This is a genomic window from Streptomyces sp. bgisy159 (assembly GCF_965341775.1).
Taxonomy (GTDB): Bacteria; Actinomycetota; Actinomycetes; order Streptomycetales; family Streptomycetaceae; genus Streptomyces.
Window position 1 is genome coordinate 1 of the sequence record NZ_CBDQZH010000042.1, and the last position, 14785, is coordinate 14785.

The following is a 14785-nucleotide window of genomic DNA, read 5'->3' on the forward strand; positions in this document are numbered from 1 at the left end:
CAGTGGTTCTTCCTCCGGTCGAACGGCATCGTCGCCACCGCCGACAGCACCCCGGCCCAGAAGATGATCTGCGGCACGGTCCGGTCCGTCCACGCCACCTCGGCCAGCAGCAGGGCGCAGAGCATCGTGCACCCCGCCTGGACCAGCACGATGCGCGCCCAGACGCGGCGCCGGACCACCGACCGCAGATTGATCTGGACCCCGGCCCGCAGCCGCCGGAAGAACAGCAGCGCGCCCAGCGCCCAGATCCCGGCCATCGGGACCAGGTCCCACAGGCGTTGGCCGAGTCCCAGAGGCAGTGCGCGCGGCGTCGCCCCGTCCTCGGGGAACAGGTCGAGGCCGACACCGGCGAAGACGACGCAGAGCAGCGCGAGCCAGCGCAGTCCGCGCAGCATGCGGTACGAGGCGTTGTCGAGGCCCCGCCGCATCTCCGCCGAGTCGGGGGCGACGGCGAGGGCATCGGCGTAGAGGGTGGCCGCGAGGGGTGCCTTGGCCTCGTCGGCGGCCTTGGCGGTGAGCCGGGAGAGAGCCTCCGGGTGGTGGGGGTCGAGCCGGAGGATGGCCTGGTCCAGCATGTCGGCGACGGTCCTGTTGCCCGCCATGCCGGCGATCAGCCTGGCCACTTCGAGGGGGAAGACCTCCTCGGGTGCCAGGCGCATGGCCTCTTTGGCGAGTTCGGCGGATTCGTCGAGGAAGACCTGCGGGATCCCGCCTCCGGGGAACCCGCCGCCGTGCTCCTGACCGTACCGGATGGCCTTGATGCGCCACAGCCAGTCGCCGAGCATCGCGTACCCCACCCAGTACTCGGGGGCGATGCGGATGACCTCCCGCAGGACGCCCTCGGTCTCCGGGAAGCGGCCGCCCACGGCCTGGAGGGCGTAGGCCCGCTGGATGAGCGCGGGGACGTCCTCGGGGTCGAGCGCGAGCGCCCGTTCGGTCGCCTCCAGCGCCTGGTCCGCCTCGTTCTCCAGGCGGAGATGGCACCGGGCGAGCCTGACCCAGGCCCGGACGTCCTCCGGATCCTCGGCGAGCCGCCGGGTGAGGACCGTCTTGGCTTCGTCGTACCGCCTCAGCTCGAAGAGCCCGTCGGCCCGTTCCAGGGAGGAGTGCGCGGTCGTCACAGCTTGCGCCTCTTCTTCAGGTACGCGACGAGGTCGTCGTACATGCCGCCCTCGTTCGCGAACATCGCCACATTGCGGGCCGAGGCGAACCACGGTTCGGTCGACGGGACGACCTCCTTCGCGGCCGCCAGCAGGTCCTTCATGCCGATCATGCGGACGGTGCCGGTGCGGGCCGACTCCAGCAGGGCGCGTTCGGCGGCGGCCTCGCAGACGTGGGCGAGGTCGGCGCCGGACAGGCCGTCGGTGGCCTTGGCCAGCCTGCCCAGGTCGATGTTCTCGATGGGACGGTCGCGCAGGTGGTAGCGGAGGATCGCCTCGCGGGCGGGGGCGTCGGGCGGCAGCACCAGGAGGGTGCGGTCCAGGCGGCCCGGGCGGCGCAGGGCGACGTCCACGTCCCAGGGGACGTTGGTGGCGGCCAGCACGAACACGCCCTCGTTGGCGCCGGCGTCGATGCCGTCCAGCTCGGTGAGCAGCTGGTTGACGGTGTTGCGCATGCCGCTGTGCGCCGTACGGCTGCGCTTGGCGCCGAGCGCGTCCAGCTCGTCGAGGAAGACCACGCAGGGGGCCTGGCGGCGGGCGGCCTCGAAGACCTCGTGCATGTTGCGCTCGGAGTTGCCCATCCACATGTCGAGGACGTCGTTGACGGACACCGACAGGAAGGACGCGCCGAGTTCACCGGCGACGGCCCGCGCGATGAAGGTCTTGCCGCAGCCGGGCGGCCCGTACAGCAGCAGGCCGCCGCGCAGGCTCTTGCCGTACAGGCGGCGCAGTTCGGGGTTGCGCAGGGGCGCGAGGAACGCCGCCTCCAGCCGCTCCTTCACCTCCCGCATGCCGCCGACGTCGGCCAGCCGTACGCCGCCCGGCGCCTCCACGTCCCAGGCGTCGGGGCCGCCCGTCGCGCCCGGCCCGTCGGCGGCGGCCCGCGGCGCCTCGGTGCCCGGTGTCCCGGTGTCCGTAGTCCCGGTGTCCGGCGTCCCGGTGTCCGGCGTCTCGACGAACCGGGGCGGTACGACGTCCCCGATCTGCTGCTCGGCGGCTTTCCAGTCGAAGCCGGTCGACGGCTCCCCCGTACCGTCCGCCGACGTGGTGGCGGGTGGCGGCTCGTCAGTCCCGGCAGGGGACGCGGGTATCCCCATCGCCCGGGCCATCAGCGCCCGCGCCTGCGCGTCCCCCGGCGCCTGCTGCAGCGCCGTGGCGACCTCGGCGACGGCGGCCTCGCCGTGCCCGGCGGCCAGCAGCAGCTCCGCCAGATGAAGGCGCAGGGGGACGTCGGCGGGGGCCGCGGCGACGGCCGTACGGAGGCTCTTGATCAGCGGGGACTCTTCGGACATGGCCCTACCCTACGGACCGGCGACCGGCCCCCGGTTCGGGGACCGGAGTTCCGTTTCACCTTCGGGGGACCGGACCGCCGAGGCGGTCGCCGCCTCGCGGGTGAAGGTAGCCGCCGCGTCCGCCCCCGATGGCCGACGGCCCCGATCGGTTCCGTCCGACCGATGTGATCAAGCCAACCGCCCTTGCGGCTCCCGGGAATTGTGCGGCGGCTCGGCTCTCGCGTATGAATGAGATCAACAAGCCGCGCTCCCTTTCGGACGCGGCTTATGTGCGCGGTTTCCTGACCCGAAACCGCTTTCGTTGATCTCACGGGGAGACAATAGAATGAACAAGGGCATACGTACGCGCCTGATGTCCGGTGCGGCTGCCGCTTTCGCGGCCGGCGCGCTGGTGCTGACGGCGGCCCCGGCACACGCCACCTCGGCCTCCACTTCCGTGGGTCTGCCGGGCGGCAACAAGATCTCGGTGAACGCCTGGCACTGCGGCTTCTACGTCACCACCTGTGACTGGAAGGCCTCCACCAAGATGTCGGGCAGCAACCCGCGCAAGGCGCAGTGGATCCAGAACCGCGCCGAGCTGCAGGCCCACGGCTTCAGCGTCTCCATCAAGATCTCCAAGAACCCCGAGGCCACGCTCACCATGAAGAGCAAGTCCCTCGGCGAGGTCCGCTGGAAGAACACCCGCGCCAACATCTCCGACACCCACGGCCAGATGCGCCCGGGCGGCGCCACCACCTACGTGTCGACCAAGAGCTGCGGCTCGGCCAAGGTCACCAACTCGATCAAGGTCAGCGAGAAGTGCGCCTACGCGGGCGCCGCCTGACCGGCTTCCGCTTCGGCGTGCCGAAGTAGTTGAGCGAGCGACAGGAAATGTCACACCGTCAAGGGCCCGGCGGTGTGGCATTTTTTGCTGGCTTTTGCCGGCTTTCCTGGGGGACCTGTGAATGAACGGGGGAGATCCGTGAGATTCGGTACCGTGCCGCGGCGGGCGCGTGGAGGAATTCCGGTGCGCCGTCTTCTCGGGGCGGCGACGGCCGCCGTCCTGATGGCGTCCTGCGCGTCGTGCATTTCCTCGTCCGGCGATTCGGAGCAACGGGATCCGGCCAGGGCCCGCCAGTTCGACGTGCTGGCCAGCGGCGAGAACGGCTACTACTACCACCCGTTCCTGCGCCGGGAGCCGGCCGGACCGCAGGCCCAGTCCTACGCACTGCGCACCCTCACCGAACTCGGCCGGGACCCGAAGACCAGCATGAGCCCCGCCGACGCCGCCTCCTTCCGCCACGACGCCCTGGAGACGGCCTCCCTGTGGGGCCGCGACTGGCTCGTCCCGCTGCGCCGCGCCGGCGCCGGCGACGTCCTCGGCCCCGCCGACGCGACGGCGGTGGGCAAGGCCCGCGCCGAGGGCGGCTGGTACGTCGACTCCGCGCTCGGCGACGACGGTGACGCGGCCCGCCTCGGTGGCACCTGGGCCGCCCTCGACGTCCTCGACGCGGTCGACGGCCTGGACGACCTCCCCGCGGACGACCGCGCCACCACCGTGGCCTGGCTGCGCTCGCTCGCCGACGCGCCCGCGTCCGCCCCGGGCGGCCGTCCCCTCGACCAGAGCAGCGCCCTCGCCGCCTCCCTGCGCCTCCTGCACGAACCCGTCCCGGCCACCCTCACCCGCGTCCCCGCGCCCCGCACCGACGACTACGCCGGCCTCACCCCCGAGGCCCGCGGCCAGCGGCTCGCCGACACCTACGCCTACGTCGTCGTCCAGGAGGCGGCCGGACGCAAGCCCGCGGTGGACCGCGGCACCTGGGAGCCGGTGCTCCGCGACGGCGCCGCCGAGCTGCCGTACGAGCAGCTCTACCAGCTGGTGCACGTCCTCGGAGCGGCCGGTTCGCCGCGGTCCCTGTTCACGCCGGTGATCGAGCGGCTCGAAGCCGACCGCCTCGACGACGGCACGGTCCGCGACCCCGACGCCTACCTCGGCAACCCCGACGCCTCCCTCTTCGTCCAGCGGCTGCGCGCCCTCGCGGGCTGGTCCCGCCGGGACCCCGGGCTGCTGTCCGCCCTCGACCGCGAGGAACACGCACCGGACGTGAGCCAGGAGGGCGCCGAGCGGCTGAACCGGGCCGCCCTGCGCCAGGTCACCGACGGTGACGACGACGCCGCCGACCAGGCACGGAAACTGTGCGCCGACCCGACGGTGCTGCCCGCCACCGTCACCGAGCAGAACGCCACCGTCTGGCAGCGCACCGCCCTGACCTGCACCGACGCCGACGCACCGGCGGCCGTCCCGACGGTCGCCCGCTGGGCCCTGGACACCCCCGCACGGCTGGTCGCGGCGGCCACGCTCACCGTGGGCCTCGCCGACGCCGGCCACCGGGACGCCGTGCCCTCCTGGATCACCGCCGACGCCCTGCGGCCCTGGGCACAGAACCCGGACCGCTTCCCCTCCGTCTACGACTACGCGCTGGTCGCCCGGGCCTACGTCCTGCTCGGCGGACCCGTGGACGGGACGCTGCGCGCCGCCCTGGACCGGGGCATCACCCCCCACCGGGGCTGCCCGGCCCTGCCCGACCTGTACCAGGTCGGCGGCGGCGACACCGCGTGCGACCTGAAGACCACCTGGGCCGTGTGGACGCTGGACCGGCGTCTGGACGGCGCCATGGGCTGGCTGCCGGCCGGCGACCAGGACGGGAGGAAGAGCGGAAAGTGAGCGAGAACCCGGTGAACGCACTGCTGCGCGCGGAGGGCGTGGGCAAGTCCTACACCCTGCGCGGAAGGAGGGTCGACGTCCTGCGGGAGGTCGACCTGGCCGTCGGAGGAGGCGAGATCACCGCCCTGGTCGGTCACTCCGGCTCCGGCAAGACGACGCTCCTGCACGTCCTCGGCCTGCTGACCCCGCCGGACCGGGGCCGCGTGTACGTCGACGGCACCGACACCTCCGGGCTCGGCGACGGCGCGCTCGCCGGCCTGCGCCGCACCCGGCTGGGCTTCGTCTTCCAGTCGTACAACCTGCTGCCGCAGCACTCGGCGCTGCGCAACGTGCTCCTGCCGTACGCCGGCCGCCGCGCCGACGGCGAGGACCGGGCCCGGCGGCTGCTGGAGCGGGTCGGGCTGGCCGAGCGCGCCGACCACCTGCCGAGCGAGCTCTCGGGCGGCGAACAGCAGCGGGTCGCGCTGGCCCGGGCGCTGGTCAACGACCCGCCCGTGGTGCTCGCCGACGAACCCACCGGGAACCTCGACACCGACAGCGAGGAGGTGCTGCTCGGCCTGTTCCGCGAACTGGCGGACGAGGGCCGCGCGGTGCTGCTCGTCACCCACAACCCGGCGGTGTCGGACCGCGCGGACGTGGTGCACCGCCTCGACAAGGGCGCGCTCGACACGACTGTCAGGACCGACACGACCACGGAGTCCGACACGACCACGAAGTCCGACACGACCACGGAGTCCGACACCATCACGAAGTCCGGCTCGACCACCAAGACCGCTACGGACCCCCGGACCGAAACGGACCCCCGGACCGAAACGGAGGGCACGGAATGAACGTCCTCGGCCTCGCCCTGGCCAACGTCCGGGCCCTGCGCCGCCGCCTCTACGGCCTGGTCGCGCTGGTCGCCGTCGCCGCGGCGGTCTGCCTCGCCGCCCTCGGCATCGCCGGCCGTGCGCAGGGCGCCACCGACTCGGGCGTCACACAGAGCAGCGCCAACCGCAGCGTCACCGTCGACCGGCCCGCCGACCGACCCGACACCCCGCAGCTCACCGACCGCACGGCCGCCCGCCTCGCCGCGCTGCCGCACGTGGCGTCGGTGCAGCACCGGGCGCAGGTGTCGTTCGGGGTGCTGACCGACGCGGGCGACACCGTCCTGCTCTACGCGACGACGTACCGCCCCGCGCTCCCCCCGCCGGTCACCAAGTCCGTCCGCGAGGACCTGTTCCCGCTGCGGCCCGGCGAGATCGTGGCACCCGCCGTGTCCCAGGGCGTGGACCTCGGCGCGCTGGTCGGCAAGCAGGTCGAGATCGAGACCACCCGCTTCGTCCGGCCCGGCGAGGGAACCGGTGTCACCGGCCACGCCCGGCTCGTCGGCGTCTACGACCCCACCTGGCAGCTGGACAACCCGGACGCCGCGTACGCCGCCGACGCCACCGTGATCAAGTGGGCGGCCGACCGCGCGGGCCGGCCCGAGAAGACGTACCTGAGCGGCATCGGCTACGACCAGCTGACCGTGGTCGCCGACCGCGCCGAGAACGTCCCGGACGTGATGAGGGCCGTCCAGGACCTCGGCTACCCGGCGGTCACCCTGCAGCAGCAGCTCGACGCGCTGCCCGCCGTACTGGAGATGATCAGGACCGTCGGCCGGGTGCTGCTCGGCGTGCTCGCCGTGCTGGCGTTCGCCGGTGCGATCACCGTGACCGGCGCGCTGTCCCGGCAGCGGGCCCAGGAGATCGGCGTCCTCAAGGCGGTCGGTTTCCGCACCCGGGCGGTGCTGACCATGCTGGTCACGGAGATGGCGCTGGTCGGCGCGGTGGCCGCGCTGGCCGGTGCCGCGCTCGGCGCGCTCCTCGCCGCCGGTTCGGCGGCCGTGCTGCGCGACAGCGCCGACCTCGCGCCCTACGTCGAGGACCGGCTGCCGCTCCCGGCGCCGGGCACCCTGCTGTTCCTCCTCGGCCTGACCGTGCTGGTGGTGGCGATCGGATCGCTGGCCCCGGCCCGCAAGGCGGCGAGGATGTCCCCCACCGAAGCGATGAAGGACTGGTGAGCCACCCGTCATGCCGTACGACGACACGCACCGCCCCGGGCGCGGCCGGCCGGCCGGACCGGCCCGCGCCGCCCTGGCGCTGACCGCGCTGGCGACCGCGGCCGCGCTGACGACGGGCTGCTCCGGCCCCGGCGGCGTCGACCTGGGCGACGACTGGCAGGGCTCCACGACCTTCGCGCTGGCCCGCGTCGACGGCCTGGTCACGGTCGTCGGGATCAACCCGGCCGCCGGGCACGCGCAGAGCCTGGCCGTGGTCCCGCAGCAGGAGGACGACACCGACGCGATCAGCCCGCACATCGTCCGCCTCGCCGACGGCCGCTGGCTGCTCAGCGTGCCCCGCGCGGACGGCAGGCCCGACCGCCGCTACACGCTCGACCGCGCCGATCAGGCCCTCGACGGGCTGCCCGAGGGGGAGAGCCTGCGCCGCACCCTGCCCGGCCGGACGCTCGTCGCGGAGGTCGGCGGGCTGCCCGAGGCGGGCGGCACCTCCAGCGTGCTGGTGAAGGACCCCGCCGACTGGTCCACCGAGCGCGATGTGAGGATCCCCGGCACCATCGCCCACGCCGCCTCCGACCCGGCGTCGGACACGATCTGCCTGAGCAACGGCACCGGCGTCTACACCGCCGCCCTGACCGACGGCCGCACCACGCCCGTCGCCGTTCCGAAGGACCTGACGGTCAAGGACCTGGCCTGCCCGGCAGGCCGGCCGGTCGTCGTAGGCGCCCCGGCGAAGGACACCGCCGGCGAGGTCGGGGCCGCGCTGACCCGGACCCCCGCCGCGACCCTCGTCTCGGTGACCGGCGGCCGGGTCGACGCGGTCGCCGCGACCAAGGACACGATCGTGATCGCGGCGGCCCACGGCGGCGCCACCGACCTGGTGGAACTCGACGCCGCCACCGGCAGGGAACGGCACCGCGCCACCCTCGACGCGCTCCCCGCCTCCCTCGGCATCACGCCCACCGAGGCGGGCTGGCTCGTCTACGCGGAGGACACGGTCACCCGCGTCGACCTGGCCACGGGCGCCACCGAGCGCTTCGACCTGCCGGGCACCCTGCTCGACTCCTGATCCCGCCCGAGGGGGGCACTACGGCGCCGGCGTCTCCGGGGGAGGCGTCGGCGCCCCGGGCAGCCGTACCGTCGCCACCGTGCCGCCGCCTTCCGCGCGGGCCAGCGTCACCTGCCCGCCGGCCTCCTGGACGGTGCGGGCGACGATGGACAGGCCGAGGCCGGAGCCGGGCAGCGAGCGGGCGGACGGCGACCGCCAGAAGCGGTCGAAGACGTAGGGCAGTTCGTCCTCGGGCACGCCGGGACCGTGGTCGCGGACGGTGAGGACACCGCCGGTCAGGGTCACCTCGATGGTGCCCCCGGCGGGGCTGAACTTCACCGCGTTGTCGAGGACGTTGACCACCGCGCGCTCCAGCGCGGCCGGCTCCGCCCGGGTGTACCAGGGCTCCAGGGAGGCGTCGATCGTCAGCTCCGGGCCCCGCAGCCGCGCCCGGCGCAGCGCGGCCCGCACCGCGTCCTCCAGCGACACCACCTGCACCCGCTCCCCGCGCTGCCCCTGCGACCGGGACAGCTCCTGCAGATCGCCGATCAGCGCGGCCAGCTCGGTCATCTGCGCCTTCACCGACGTCAGCAGCGCCTTGCGGTCGGCCGCCGGGAGGGGGCGGCCGGTCTCCTCGCTGCGGGTCAGCAGCTCGACGTTGGTGCGCAGCGACGTCAGCGGCGTGCGCAGTTCGTGCCCCGCGTCCGCGATGAGCTGCTGCTGCAGCTCCCGGGAGCCGGCCAGCGCGGACGTCATGGAGTTGAAGGACCGCGAGAGCCGGGCCACCTCGTCGTCGGCGTCGTCCTCGACCGGGATGCGGATTCCCAGGTCCTCGGTCCGGGCGACGTGCTCGACCGCGTCGGTCAGCTTGTCCACGGGCCGCAGTCCGGCCCGCGCGACCGCGAGCCCGGCGGCCCCGGCGCCGACCACTCCGACCCCGGAGACGAGCAGCAGCAGCAGGGCGAGTTCGTTGAGGGTCTCCCTGGTCTTGTCCAGGGGCACGGCGACGAGGAAGGCGGCGCGGGACACCTCGCCGGTGAGGTTGTTGCGCAGGGCGAGGGGGACGGTCAGCACCCGTACGGGGGTGCCGTCCTGCGCGGTCCCGTCGCGGTAGACCCCTTCGTTGTCGCCCGCGTCGTCGATCACGTTCTCGTCGGCCCGGGTGACCTTGACGACGCCCCGGGACTCGCCGAGGACACAGGCGGTCCCGTCGGGCGTGATCGCCTGGGAGTAGGCGTTGCGGTAGCCGTTGAAGCCGCTCTGCGGGCTCTGGGTGCAGTTGAGCAGGGCGTTCTCGATGCCCGCCCGCTGGGCCGGGCCGATCGCCGACGCCTTCTCCAGCTCGCTGTCCAACTGGTCGTACAGCTTGCCCTGCACCACGAACCAGCAGGTCACCGATACCGCCGCGACGGCGAACGCCACCGCCGCCGCCACCAGCAGCGACAGTCGCGTCCGGATCGGCAGCGCGCGGAACCGGCGGAGCACCTTGTTCACTCGGCCCCGCCCTGGCGCAGGACGTAGCCCACGCCCCGCACGGTGTGCACGAGCCGCGGCTCGCCGCCGGCCTCGGTCTTGCGGCGCAGGTACATCACGTACACGTCCAGCGAGTTGGAGCTCGGCTCGAAGTCGAAGCCCCACACGGCCTTCAGGATCTGCTCGCGGGTGAGCACCTGGCGCGGGTGGGCCATGAACATCTCCAGCAGGGTGAACTCGGTGCGGGTCAGCTCCACCGGGCGCGTGCCCCGGGTCACCTCCCGGGTGACGAGGTCCATCCGCAGGTCGGCGAAGGCGAGCGCCTCGTCCCGCCGCGCCTCGGCGGACACGGCGGCGGCGTAGGAGCTGCGCCGCAGCAGGGCGCGGATACGGGCGAACAGCTCGTCCAGTTCGAACGGCTTGACCAGGTAGTCGTCGGCCCCGGCGTCCAGCCCGGTGACGCGGTCGCCGACCGTGTCGCGGGCGGTGAGCATGAGGATCGGCGTGGTGTCCCCGGTGCCGCGGACCCGCCGGGCGGCCGTGAGGCCGTCCATGCGGGGCATCTGGATGTCGAGGACGATCAGGTCGGGCCGGTAGGCAGCCGCCTTGTCGAGGGCGTCGGCGCCGTCGACGGCCACTTCCGTGTCGTAGCCCTCGAAGGCGAGGCTGCGCTGGAGTGCTTCGCGTACCGCCGGCTCGTCGTCGACGATCAGGATGCGCTGGGGGTCACGGTCGCCTTCGGCGGGGCTCATGGGCGTGGCTTCCTCGGTCGGGAGTCGGGCGGGCGGGACGCTCTCAGCGTCGCACGTCCGCCCGGCGGCGCCGGGCCCGGGCGGCACGCTTGGCGGCACCGCGGCCGGCCGTGCCCCGCGCCGCCACCTCCGGTGCCCGGCCGCCGTCCGCCGCCGGCGGGTGCAGTTCGTACGCCACGCCGAGGGCCAGTGCGAGACCGGCGGCGCCGGCCCCGGTCGCCGGGTGCGGAACCTGCTTGATCATGACGTGCTCCTCGGGAGGGGGCGGGCGGGTCAGCTGCCGGAGCCGCCGGCCCGCAGCGTGGCGAGGTCGGACTTGACGGTGTCGACCGGGATGGCGAAGCCGAGGCCGACGCTGCCCGCGTCGGAGGAGCCGGAGCCCGCGGCCGAGTACATCGCCGAGTTGATGCCGATGATGTTGCCGTTCATGTCGATGAGGGCGCCGCCGGAGTTGCCCGGGTTGAGGGAGGCGTCCGTCTGGATCGCCTTGTACGTCGTCGTGGACGACCCGGTGTCGCCGTTGAACTGCCGGCCGCCGAACTCGAACGGCCACCCGCCGTCCGGCCGCTGCTGCTGCCCGCCCTCGTCGGTGGAGACGGTGACGTCCCGGTCGAGGGCGGAGACGATGCCGCTGGTCACGGTGCCGGTCAGCCCTTCGGGCGAGCCGATCGCCACGACGGTGTCGCCGACCTGGACGCGGGAGGAGTCACCGAGGCTCGCCGCCTTGAGCCCCGAGGCGTTCTCCAGCTTGATCAGCGCGAGGTCCTTCGCCGGGTCGGTGCCGACGACCCGCGCGCTGTACTTCGTGCCGTCGCTCGTGCGCACCGAGACCGAGGAGGCGCCGGCGATCACGTGGTTGTTGGTGACGATCTCGCCGTCACCGGTGATGATCACGCCGGAGCCGGTCGACGCGCCGTTGCCGAGCGTCGCGTTGATCTCGACGATGCTGGGGCTGACGGCGGCGGCGATGGCCGCGATGTCGCCCTTCTTGGCGGCCGGCACCACGTTGGTGGCGGCGGTGGCCGCCACGGCGGTGTCGTCACCGACGAGTTCCTGGATCCCGTAGGCGGTGCCGCCGCCGATCGCCGCGGCCACGATGGCCACGGCCGCCAGCAGCCCCACGGGGCCTCGGGTCCGCCTGCGCCTGCCCTGCGCGGGGGGCGTCGGCTGGTGCGCCGTCGGCTGGTGCGCCGGCGGGGCCGGCCATTCCGGATTCACGTAAGGGTTCTCCGTCATGGCACCGAGCTTTCCGCCCGACCATGAGAGCCGCCTGAGGGCGGTCTGAGAACCCGGCCAGAAGTGCGTTCGCCCTACATGAGGGCGCGCTACACGCACCCACAGGACCGGCGCGTGACCAGCCGGGACGGGAACGTCTTCAGCCGCTCCCGCCGGGAGCCCGCGACGCGCAGTCCGTCGTCCAGGACCAGGTCGACGGCGGCGCGGGCCATGTCCGAGCGGTCCGAGCCGACCGTCGTCAGCGGCGGGTCGGCCAGCGCCGCTTCCTTGATGTCGTCGAACCCGGCCACCCCCAGCTCGCCGGGGACGTCGATCCGCAGTTCCCGGGCCGCCCGCAGCAGGCCGATCGCCTGGTCGTCGGTGGAGCAGAAGATCGCCGGGGGCCGCTCCGGCCCGGCGAGTATCTTCAGCGCCACCTCGTAGGCGTCGTACCGGTTGTAGGGCGCCTCGAAGAGCCGTCCCTCGGTGGACAGGCCGGCCTCCTCCATCGCGCGCTTCCAGCCCTCGACGTGGTCGGAGACCGGGTCGCCGACGGCCGGTGTCTGCGCCGTACCGCCCATACAGGCCACGTACTCGTAGCCGTGCTCCAGCAGGTGCCGCACGGCCTGCCGGGCGCCGCCCCGGTCGTCGAGGACCACGGCGACGTCGTCCATGGCCTCGGGCCGCTCGTGCAGCAGCACCACCCGGGCGTCCCAGGCGTCGATCTCGGCGGCGGCCAGGTCGTTCAGCGCGTGTGAGACGAGGATGAGGCCGGAGACCCGCATCCCGAGGAACGCCCGCAGGTAGTGGACCTCGCGCTCGCCGATGTAGTCGGAGTTGCCGACGAGCACCATCTTCCCGCGCTCGGACGCGGCCTGTTCGACCGCGTGCGCCATCTCCGCGAAGAACGGCTGGCGCGCGTCCGGCACGATCAGGCCTATGAGGTCGGTGCGCCGCGAGGCCATCGCCTGGGCCACCCGGTCGGGCCGGTACCCCAGCTCCTTGATGGCGGCGAGGACACGCTCGCGCGTGGCCGGGGCGACCGGCCGGGGTCCGTTGTTGATGACGTAGCTGACGACGGCGGTGGAGGTACCCGCCAGCCGTGCCACATCGTCCCGAGTCACCTTGGCCACGCGCGGAGTCTACGCGGAGAGACCGCCTCTGGGCAGGGCGTGAAGGAGCCCGGCCCGACCGTCCCGAGGGGTGGACGGCGCCTCGTGGGCGCCCCGCGCCGGGCCCCGCGCCGGTGTCACGCCTCGGCGGACACTTCCTCGGCACCCACGACGGCCGACTTGTCCGAATCGACACTCTTCGTCCGGTCCGCCTTGGTCTTGGCCTCCTCGGCGGCGCGCTCCACCTTCTCCGGCGTAACGAATCGATAACCGACGTTCCGGACGGTGCCGATCAGCGACTCGTGCTCGGGGCCGAGCTTGGCGCGCAGCCGCCGCACGTGCACGTCGACCGTCCGGGTGCCGCCGAAGTAGTCGTACCCCCAGACCTCCTGCAGCAGCTGGGCGCGGGTGAAGACCCGGCCCGGGTGCTGGGCCAGGTACTTCAGCAGCTCGAACTCCTTGAAGGTCAGGTCGAGGACCCGGCCCTTGAGCTTGGCGGAGTAGGTCGCCTCGTCGACCGAGAGGTCGCCGTTGCGGATCTCCATCGGGGAGTCGTCGTTGACGATCTGCTGCCGGCCCATCGCCAGCCGCAGCCGCGCCTCGACCTCGGCCGGTCCGGCGGTGTCCAGGAGTACGTCGTCGATGCCCCAGTCGGCGGTGACGGCGGCGAGGCCGCCCTCGGTGACGACCAGGACGAGCGGGCAGCCCGGCCCGGTGGAGCGCAGCAGCTGGCAGAGGCTGCGCACCTGGGGCAGGTCGCGGCGGCCGTCGACGAGGATGACGTCGGCGCCCGGGGTGTCGACAAGGGCGGGGCCCTCGGCGGGGGCCACCCGCACGTGGTGCAGCAGCAGGCCGAGGGCGGGAAGCACCTCCGTCGACGGCTGGAGGGCGTTGGTCAGGAGCAGCAGAGAACTCATATGTCTGGTTCCTCCTCGGTCCCTGCGAGGACGTGTTCGGCACAGCACCTGCTCTGCGATCCCGAAGGCCCATACACGAGCGTTCGCCTGGGGTTTCCCGCTTCGTATACAACGCTTCCGAAAGCACAAAAGGACCCGGGGGCTACGCTGCCCGAGTCCTCTGCCCAGCAGAATAGCCGACATGAGCGACGGTCCGGCAGGTCATGTGGCACGTTCCACCGTTCGTCCGTATGGCGAGACGACCCAACACGCACCATTGCGGACGTTTCTGCGCACGGCCGACGGGGTTTCGGTCGATTTCGTATACGACCCGCCCGCGGTTGTATACGACGCCTCCCGGCCACCCTCCGGTGACCTGGTGTTCGTCGTCGCGCACGGCTTCACCGGCGACGTGGACCGGCCACACGTACGGAGGGTGGTGGCGGGTCTGCGGCGTCACGGGGCCGTCGCCGCCTTCTCCTTCCGCGGCCACGGCGCCTCCGGCGGCCGCTCCACGGTCGGCGACCGCGAGGTCCTCGACCTGGACGCGGTGGTCCGCCGGGTCCGCGACCTCGGGCACCGGCGCGTGGTCACCGTCGGCTTCTCGATGGGCGGCTCGGTCGTCCTGCGGCACGCGGCGCTGCACGCCGGGACGGTGTCCGCGGTGGTCTCCGTCAGTGCCCCCGCCCGCTGGTACTACCGGGGCACCGCCCCCATGCGCCGCCTGCACTGGCTGGTGACCCGCCCGGCCGGCCGCCTGGTCGGCCGCTACGGCTTCCGCACCCGCATCCACCACCGCGACTGGGACCCGGTCCCGCTGTCCCCCGTGGAGGCGGTCCCCAGGATCGCCCCCACCCCGCTCCTCGTCGTCCACGGCGACAGCGACGGCTACTTCCCGCTCGACCACCCGCGCGCCCTCGCCGACGCCTCCGCCGGCCACGCCGACCTGTGGCTGGAGCCCGGCATGGGCCACGCCGAGCACGCGACCGACGAGGCGCTGCTGGACCGCATCGCGGACTGGGCCCGGTCGGCGGCCGACGCCGCCGACCGGGCCCGGCGGGGAACCTGACCGCCCGCTCCGGCGGTTCTCCG

14 protein-coding genes are annotated in these 14785 nt (G+C 73.5%); 6 read left to right on the forward strand and 8 right to left on the reverse strand.

Annotated elements, in window-relative coordinates:
- Together ACSLTV_RS29095 and ACSLTV_RS29100 are read right to left on the reverse strand one after the other, a co-directional pair.
- A partial coding sequence (locus ACSLTV_RS29095) for a tetratricopeptide repeat protein (protein ID WP_432139561.1) occupies positions 1-1121 on the reverse strand: 1121 nt, incomplete at its 3' end.
- Entirely contained in the window at positions 1118-2452 is a 1335-nt protein-coding gene (locus tag ACSLTV_RS29100) for an ATP-binding protein (RefSeq protein ID WP_432158271.1), read from the reverse strand. The genes ACSLTV_RS29100 and ACSLTV_RS29095, both read right to left, overlap by 4 nt.
- Before the next feature lie 325 nt (positions 2453-2777).
- Between ACSLTV_RS29100 and ACSLTV_RS29105 the strand changes: the two genes are divergently transcribed.
- From ACSLTV_RS29105 to ACSLTV_RS29125, 5 genes are all read left to right on the forward strand, one after another.
- A complete protein-coding gene (locus ACSLTV_RS29105) occupies positions 2778-3275 on the forward strand; it encodes a hypothetical protein (protein WP_432139563.1) in 498 nt (165 codons plus the stop codon).
- A 183-nt stretch (positions 3276-3458) separates the two neighbouring features.
- Entirely contained in the window at positions 3459-5156 is a 1698-nt protein-coding gene (locus tag ACSLTV_RS29110; protein ID WP_435613165.1) for a hypothetical protein, read from the forward strand.
- On the forward strand, positions 5153-5986 hold the full coding sequence (locus ACSLTV_RS29115; protein ID WP_435613166.1) for an ABC transporter ATP-binding protein: 834 nt from the start codon (positions 5153-5155) through the stop codon (positions 5984-5986). The genes ACSLTV_RS29110 and ACSLTV_RS29115 overlap by 4 nt, the downstream gene beginning before the upstream one ends.
- Positions 5983-7200, forward strand: coding sequence for an ABC transporter permease (locus ACSLTV_RS29120; RefSeq protein ID WP_435613167.1), 1218 nt, complete (start codon positions 5983-5985; stop codon positions 7198-7200). The genes ACSLTV_RS29115 and ACSLTV_RS29120 overlap by 4 nt, the downstream gene beginning before the upstream one ends.
- Positions 7201-7210: 10 nt before the next feature.
- On the forward strand, positions 7211-8266 hold the full coding sequence (locus ACSLTV_RS29125; protein ID WP_435613168.1) for a hypothetical protein: 1056 nt from the start codon (positions 7211-7213) through the stop codon (positions 8264-8266).
- 18 nt (positions 8267-8284) lie between these two features.
- On the opposite strand, the gene ACSLTV_RS29130 is transcribed toward ACSLTV_RS29125, so the two are convergent.
- The 6 genes from ACSLTV_RS29130 to ACSLTV_RS29155 all read right to left on the reverse strand — a co-directional run bounded on the left by ACSLTV_RS29130 (position 8285) and on the right by ACSLTV_RS29155 (position 13714).
- The gene (locus ACSLTV_RS29130; RefSeq protein ID WP_432139568.1) at positions 8285-9739 is read right to left on the reverse strand and encodes a HAMP domain-containing sensor histidine kinase; all 1455 of its coding nucleotides are present in this window, start codon (positions 9737-9739) and stop codon (positions 8285-8287) included.
- Entirely contained in the window at positions 9736-10470 is a 735-nt protein-coding gene (locus tag ACSLTV_RS29135; protein WP_432139569.1) for a response regulator transcription factor, read from the reverse strand. Before ACSLTV_RS29135 ends, ACSLTV_RS29130 begins: the two co-directional genes overlap by 4 nt.
- A gap of 43 nt (positions 10471-10513) precedes the next feature.
- Positions 10514-10714 (reverse strand): hypothetical protein, encoded by a 201-nt coding sequence (locus tag ACSLTV_RS29140; protein ID WP_432139570.1) that lies wholly within the window; start codon positions 10712-10714, stop codon positions 10514-10516.
- A 29-nt stretch (positions 10715-10743) separates the two neighbouring features.
- Positions 10744-11706: a S1C family serine protease gene (locus ACSLTV_RS29145; RefSeq protein ID WP_432139571.1), complete on the reverse strand. Its 963-nt coding sequence runs from the start codon at positions 11704-11706 to the stop codon at positions 10744-10746.
- Positions 11707-11795: 89 nt separating this feature from the next.
- On the reverse strand, positions 11796-12818 hold the full coding sequence (locus ACSLTV_RS29150) for a LacI family DNA-binding transcriptional regulator (protein WP_432139572.1): 1023 nt from the start codon (positions 12816-12818) through the stop codon (positions 11796-11798).
- A 116-nt stretch (positions 12819-12934) separates the two neighbouring features.
- Positions 12935-13714 carry a response regulator transcription factor gene (locus ACSLTV_RS29155; protein ID WP_432139573.1) on the reverse strand — a complete coding sequence of 260 codons (780 nt, stop codon included), beginning with the start codon at positions 13712-13714 and terminating at the stop codon, positions 12935-12937.
- Positions 13715-13895: 181 nt separating this feature from the next.
- On the opposite strand from ACSLTV_RS29155, the gene ACSLTV_RS29160 reads away from it, so the two are divergent.
- Positions 13896-14762, forward strand: a complete 867-nt coding sequence (locus tag ACSLTV_RS29160; RefSeq protein WP_435613169.1) for an alpha/beta hydrolase — start codon at positions 13896-13898, stop codon at positions 14760-14762.
- Positions 14763-14785: the final 23 nt, after the last annotated feature.

Excerpts from the sequence above, each read along its gene's own strand:
- ACSLTV_RS29100 (WP_432158271.1), bottom strand. The coding sequence starts at position 2,452 with ATGTCCGAAGAGTCCCCGCTGATCAAGAGCCTCCGTACGGCCGTCGCC.
- ACSLTV_RS29105 (WP_432139563.1), top strand. The coding sequence starts at position 2,778 with ATGAACAAGGGCATACGTACGCGCCTGATGTCCGGTGCGGCTGCCGCT.
- ACSLTV_RS29120 (WP_435613167.1), top strand. The coding sequence starts at position 5,983 with ATGAACGTCCTCGGCCTCGCCCTGGCCAACGTCCGGGCCCTGCGCCGC.
- ACSLTV_RS29125 (WP_435613168.1), top strand. The coding sequence starts at position 7,211 with ATGCCGTACGACGACACGCACCGCCCCGGGCGCGGCCGGCCGGCCGGA.
- ACSLTV_RS29135 (WP_432139569.1), bottom strand. The coding sequence starts at position 10,470 with ATGAGCCCCGCCGAAGGCGACCGTGACCCCCAGCGCATCCTGATCGTC.
- ACSLTV_RS29140 (WP_432139570.1), bottom strand. The coding sequence starts at position 10,714 with ATGATCAAGCAGGTTCCGCACCCGGCGACCGGGGCCGGCGCCGCCGGT.
- ACSLTV_RS29145 (WP_432139571.1), bottom strand. The coding sequence starts at position 11,706 with ATGACGGAGAACCCTTACGTGAATCCGGAATGGCCGGCCCCGCCGGCG.
- ACSLTV_RS29155 (WP_432139573.1), bottom strand. The coding sequence starts at position 13,714 with ATGAGTTCTCTGCTGCTCCTGACCAACGCCCTCCAGCCGTCGACGGAG.
- ACSLTV_RS29160 (WP_435613169.1), top strand. The coding sequence starts at position 13,896 with ATGAGCGACGGTCCGGCAGGTCATGTGGCACGTTCCACCGTTCGTCCG.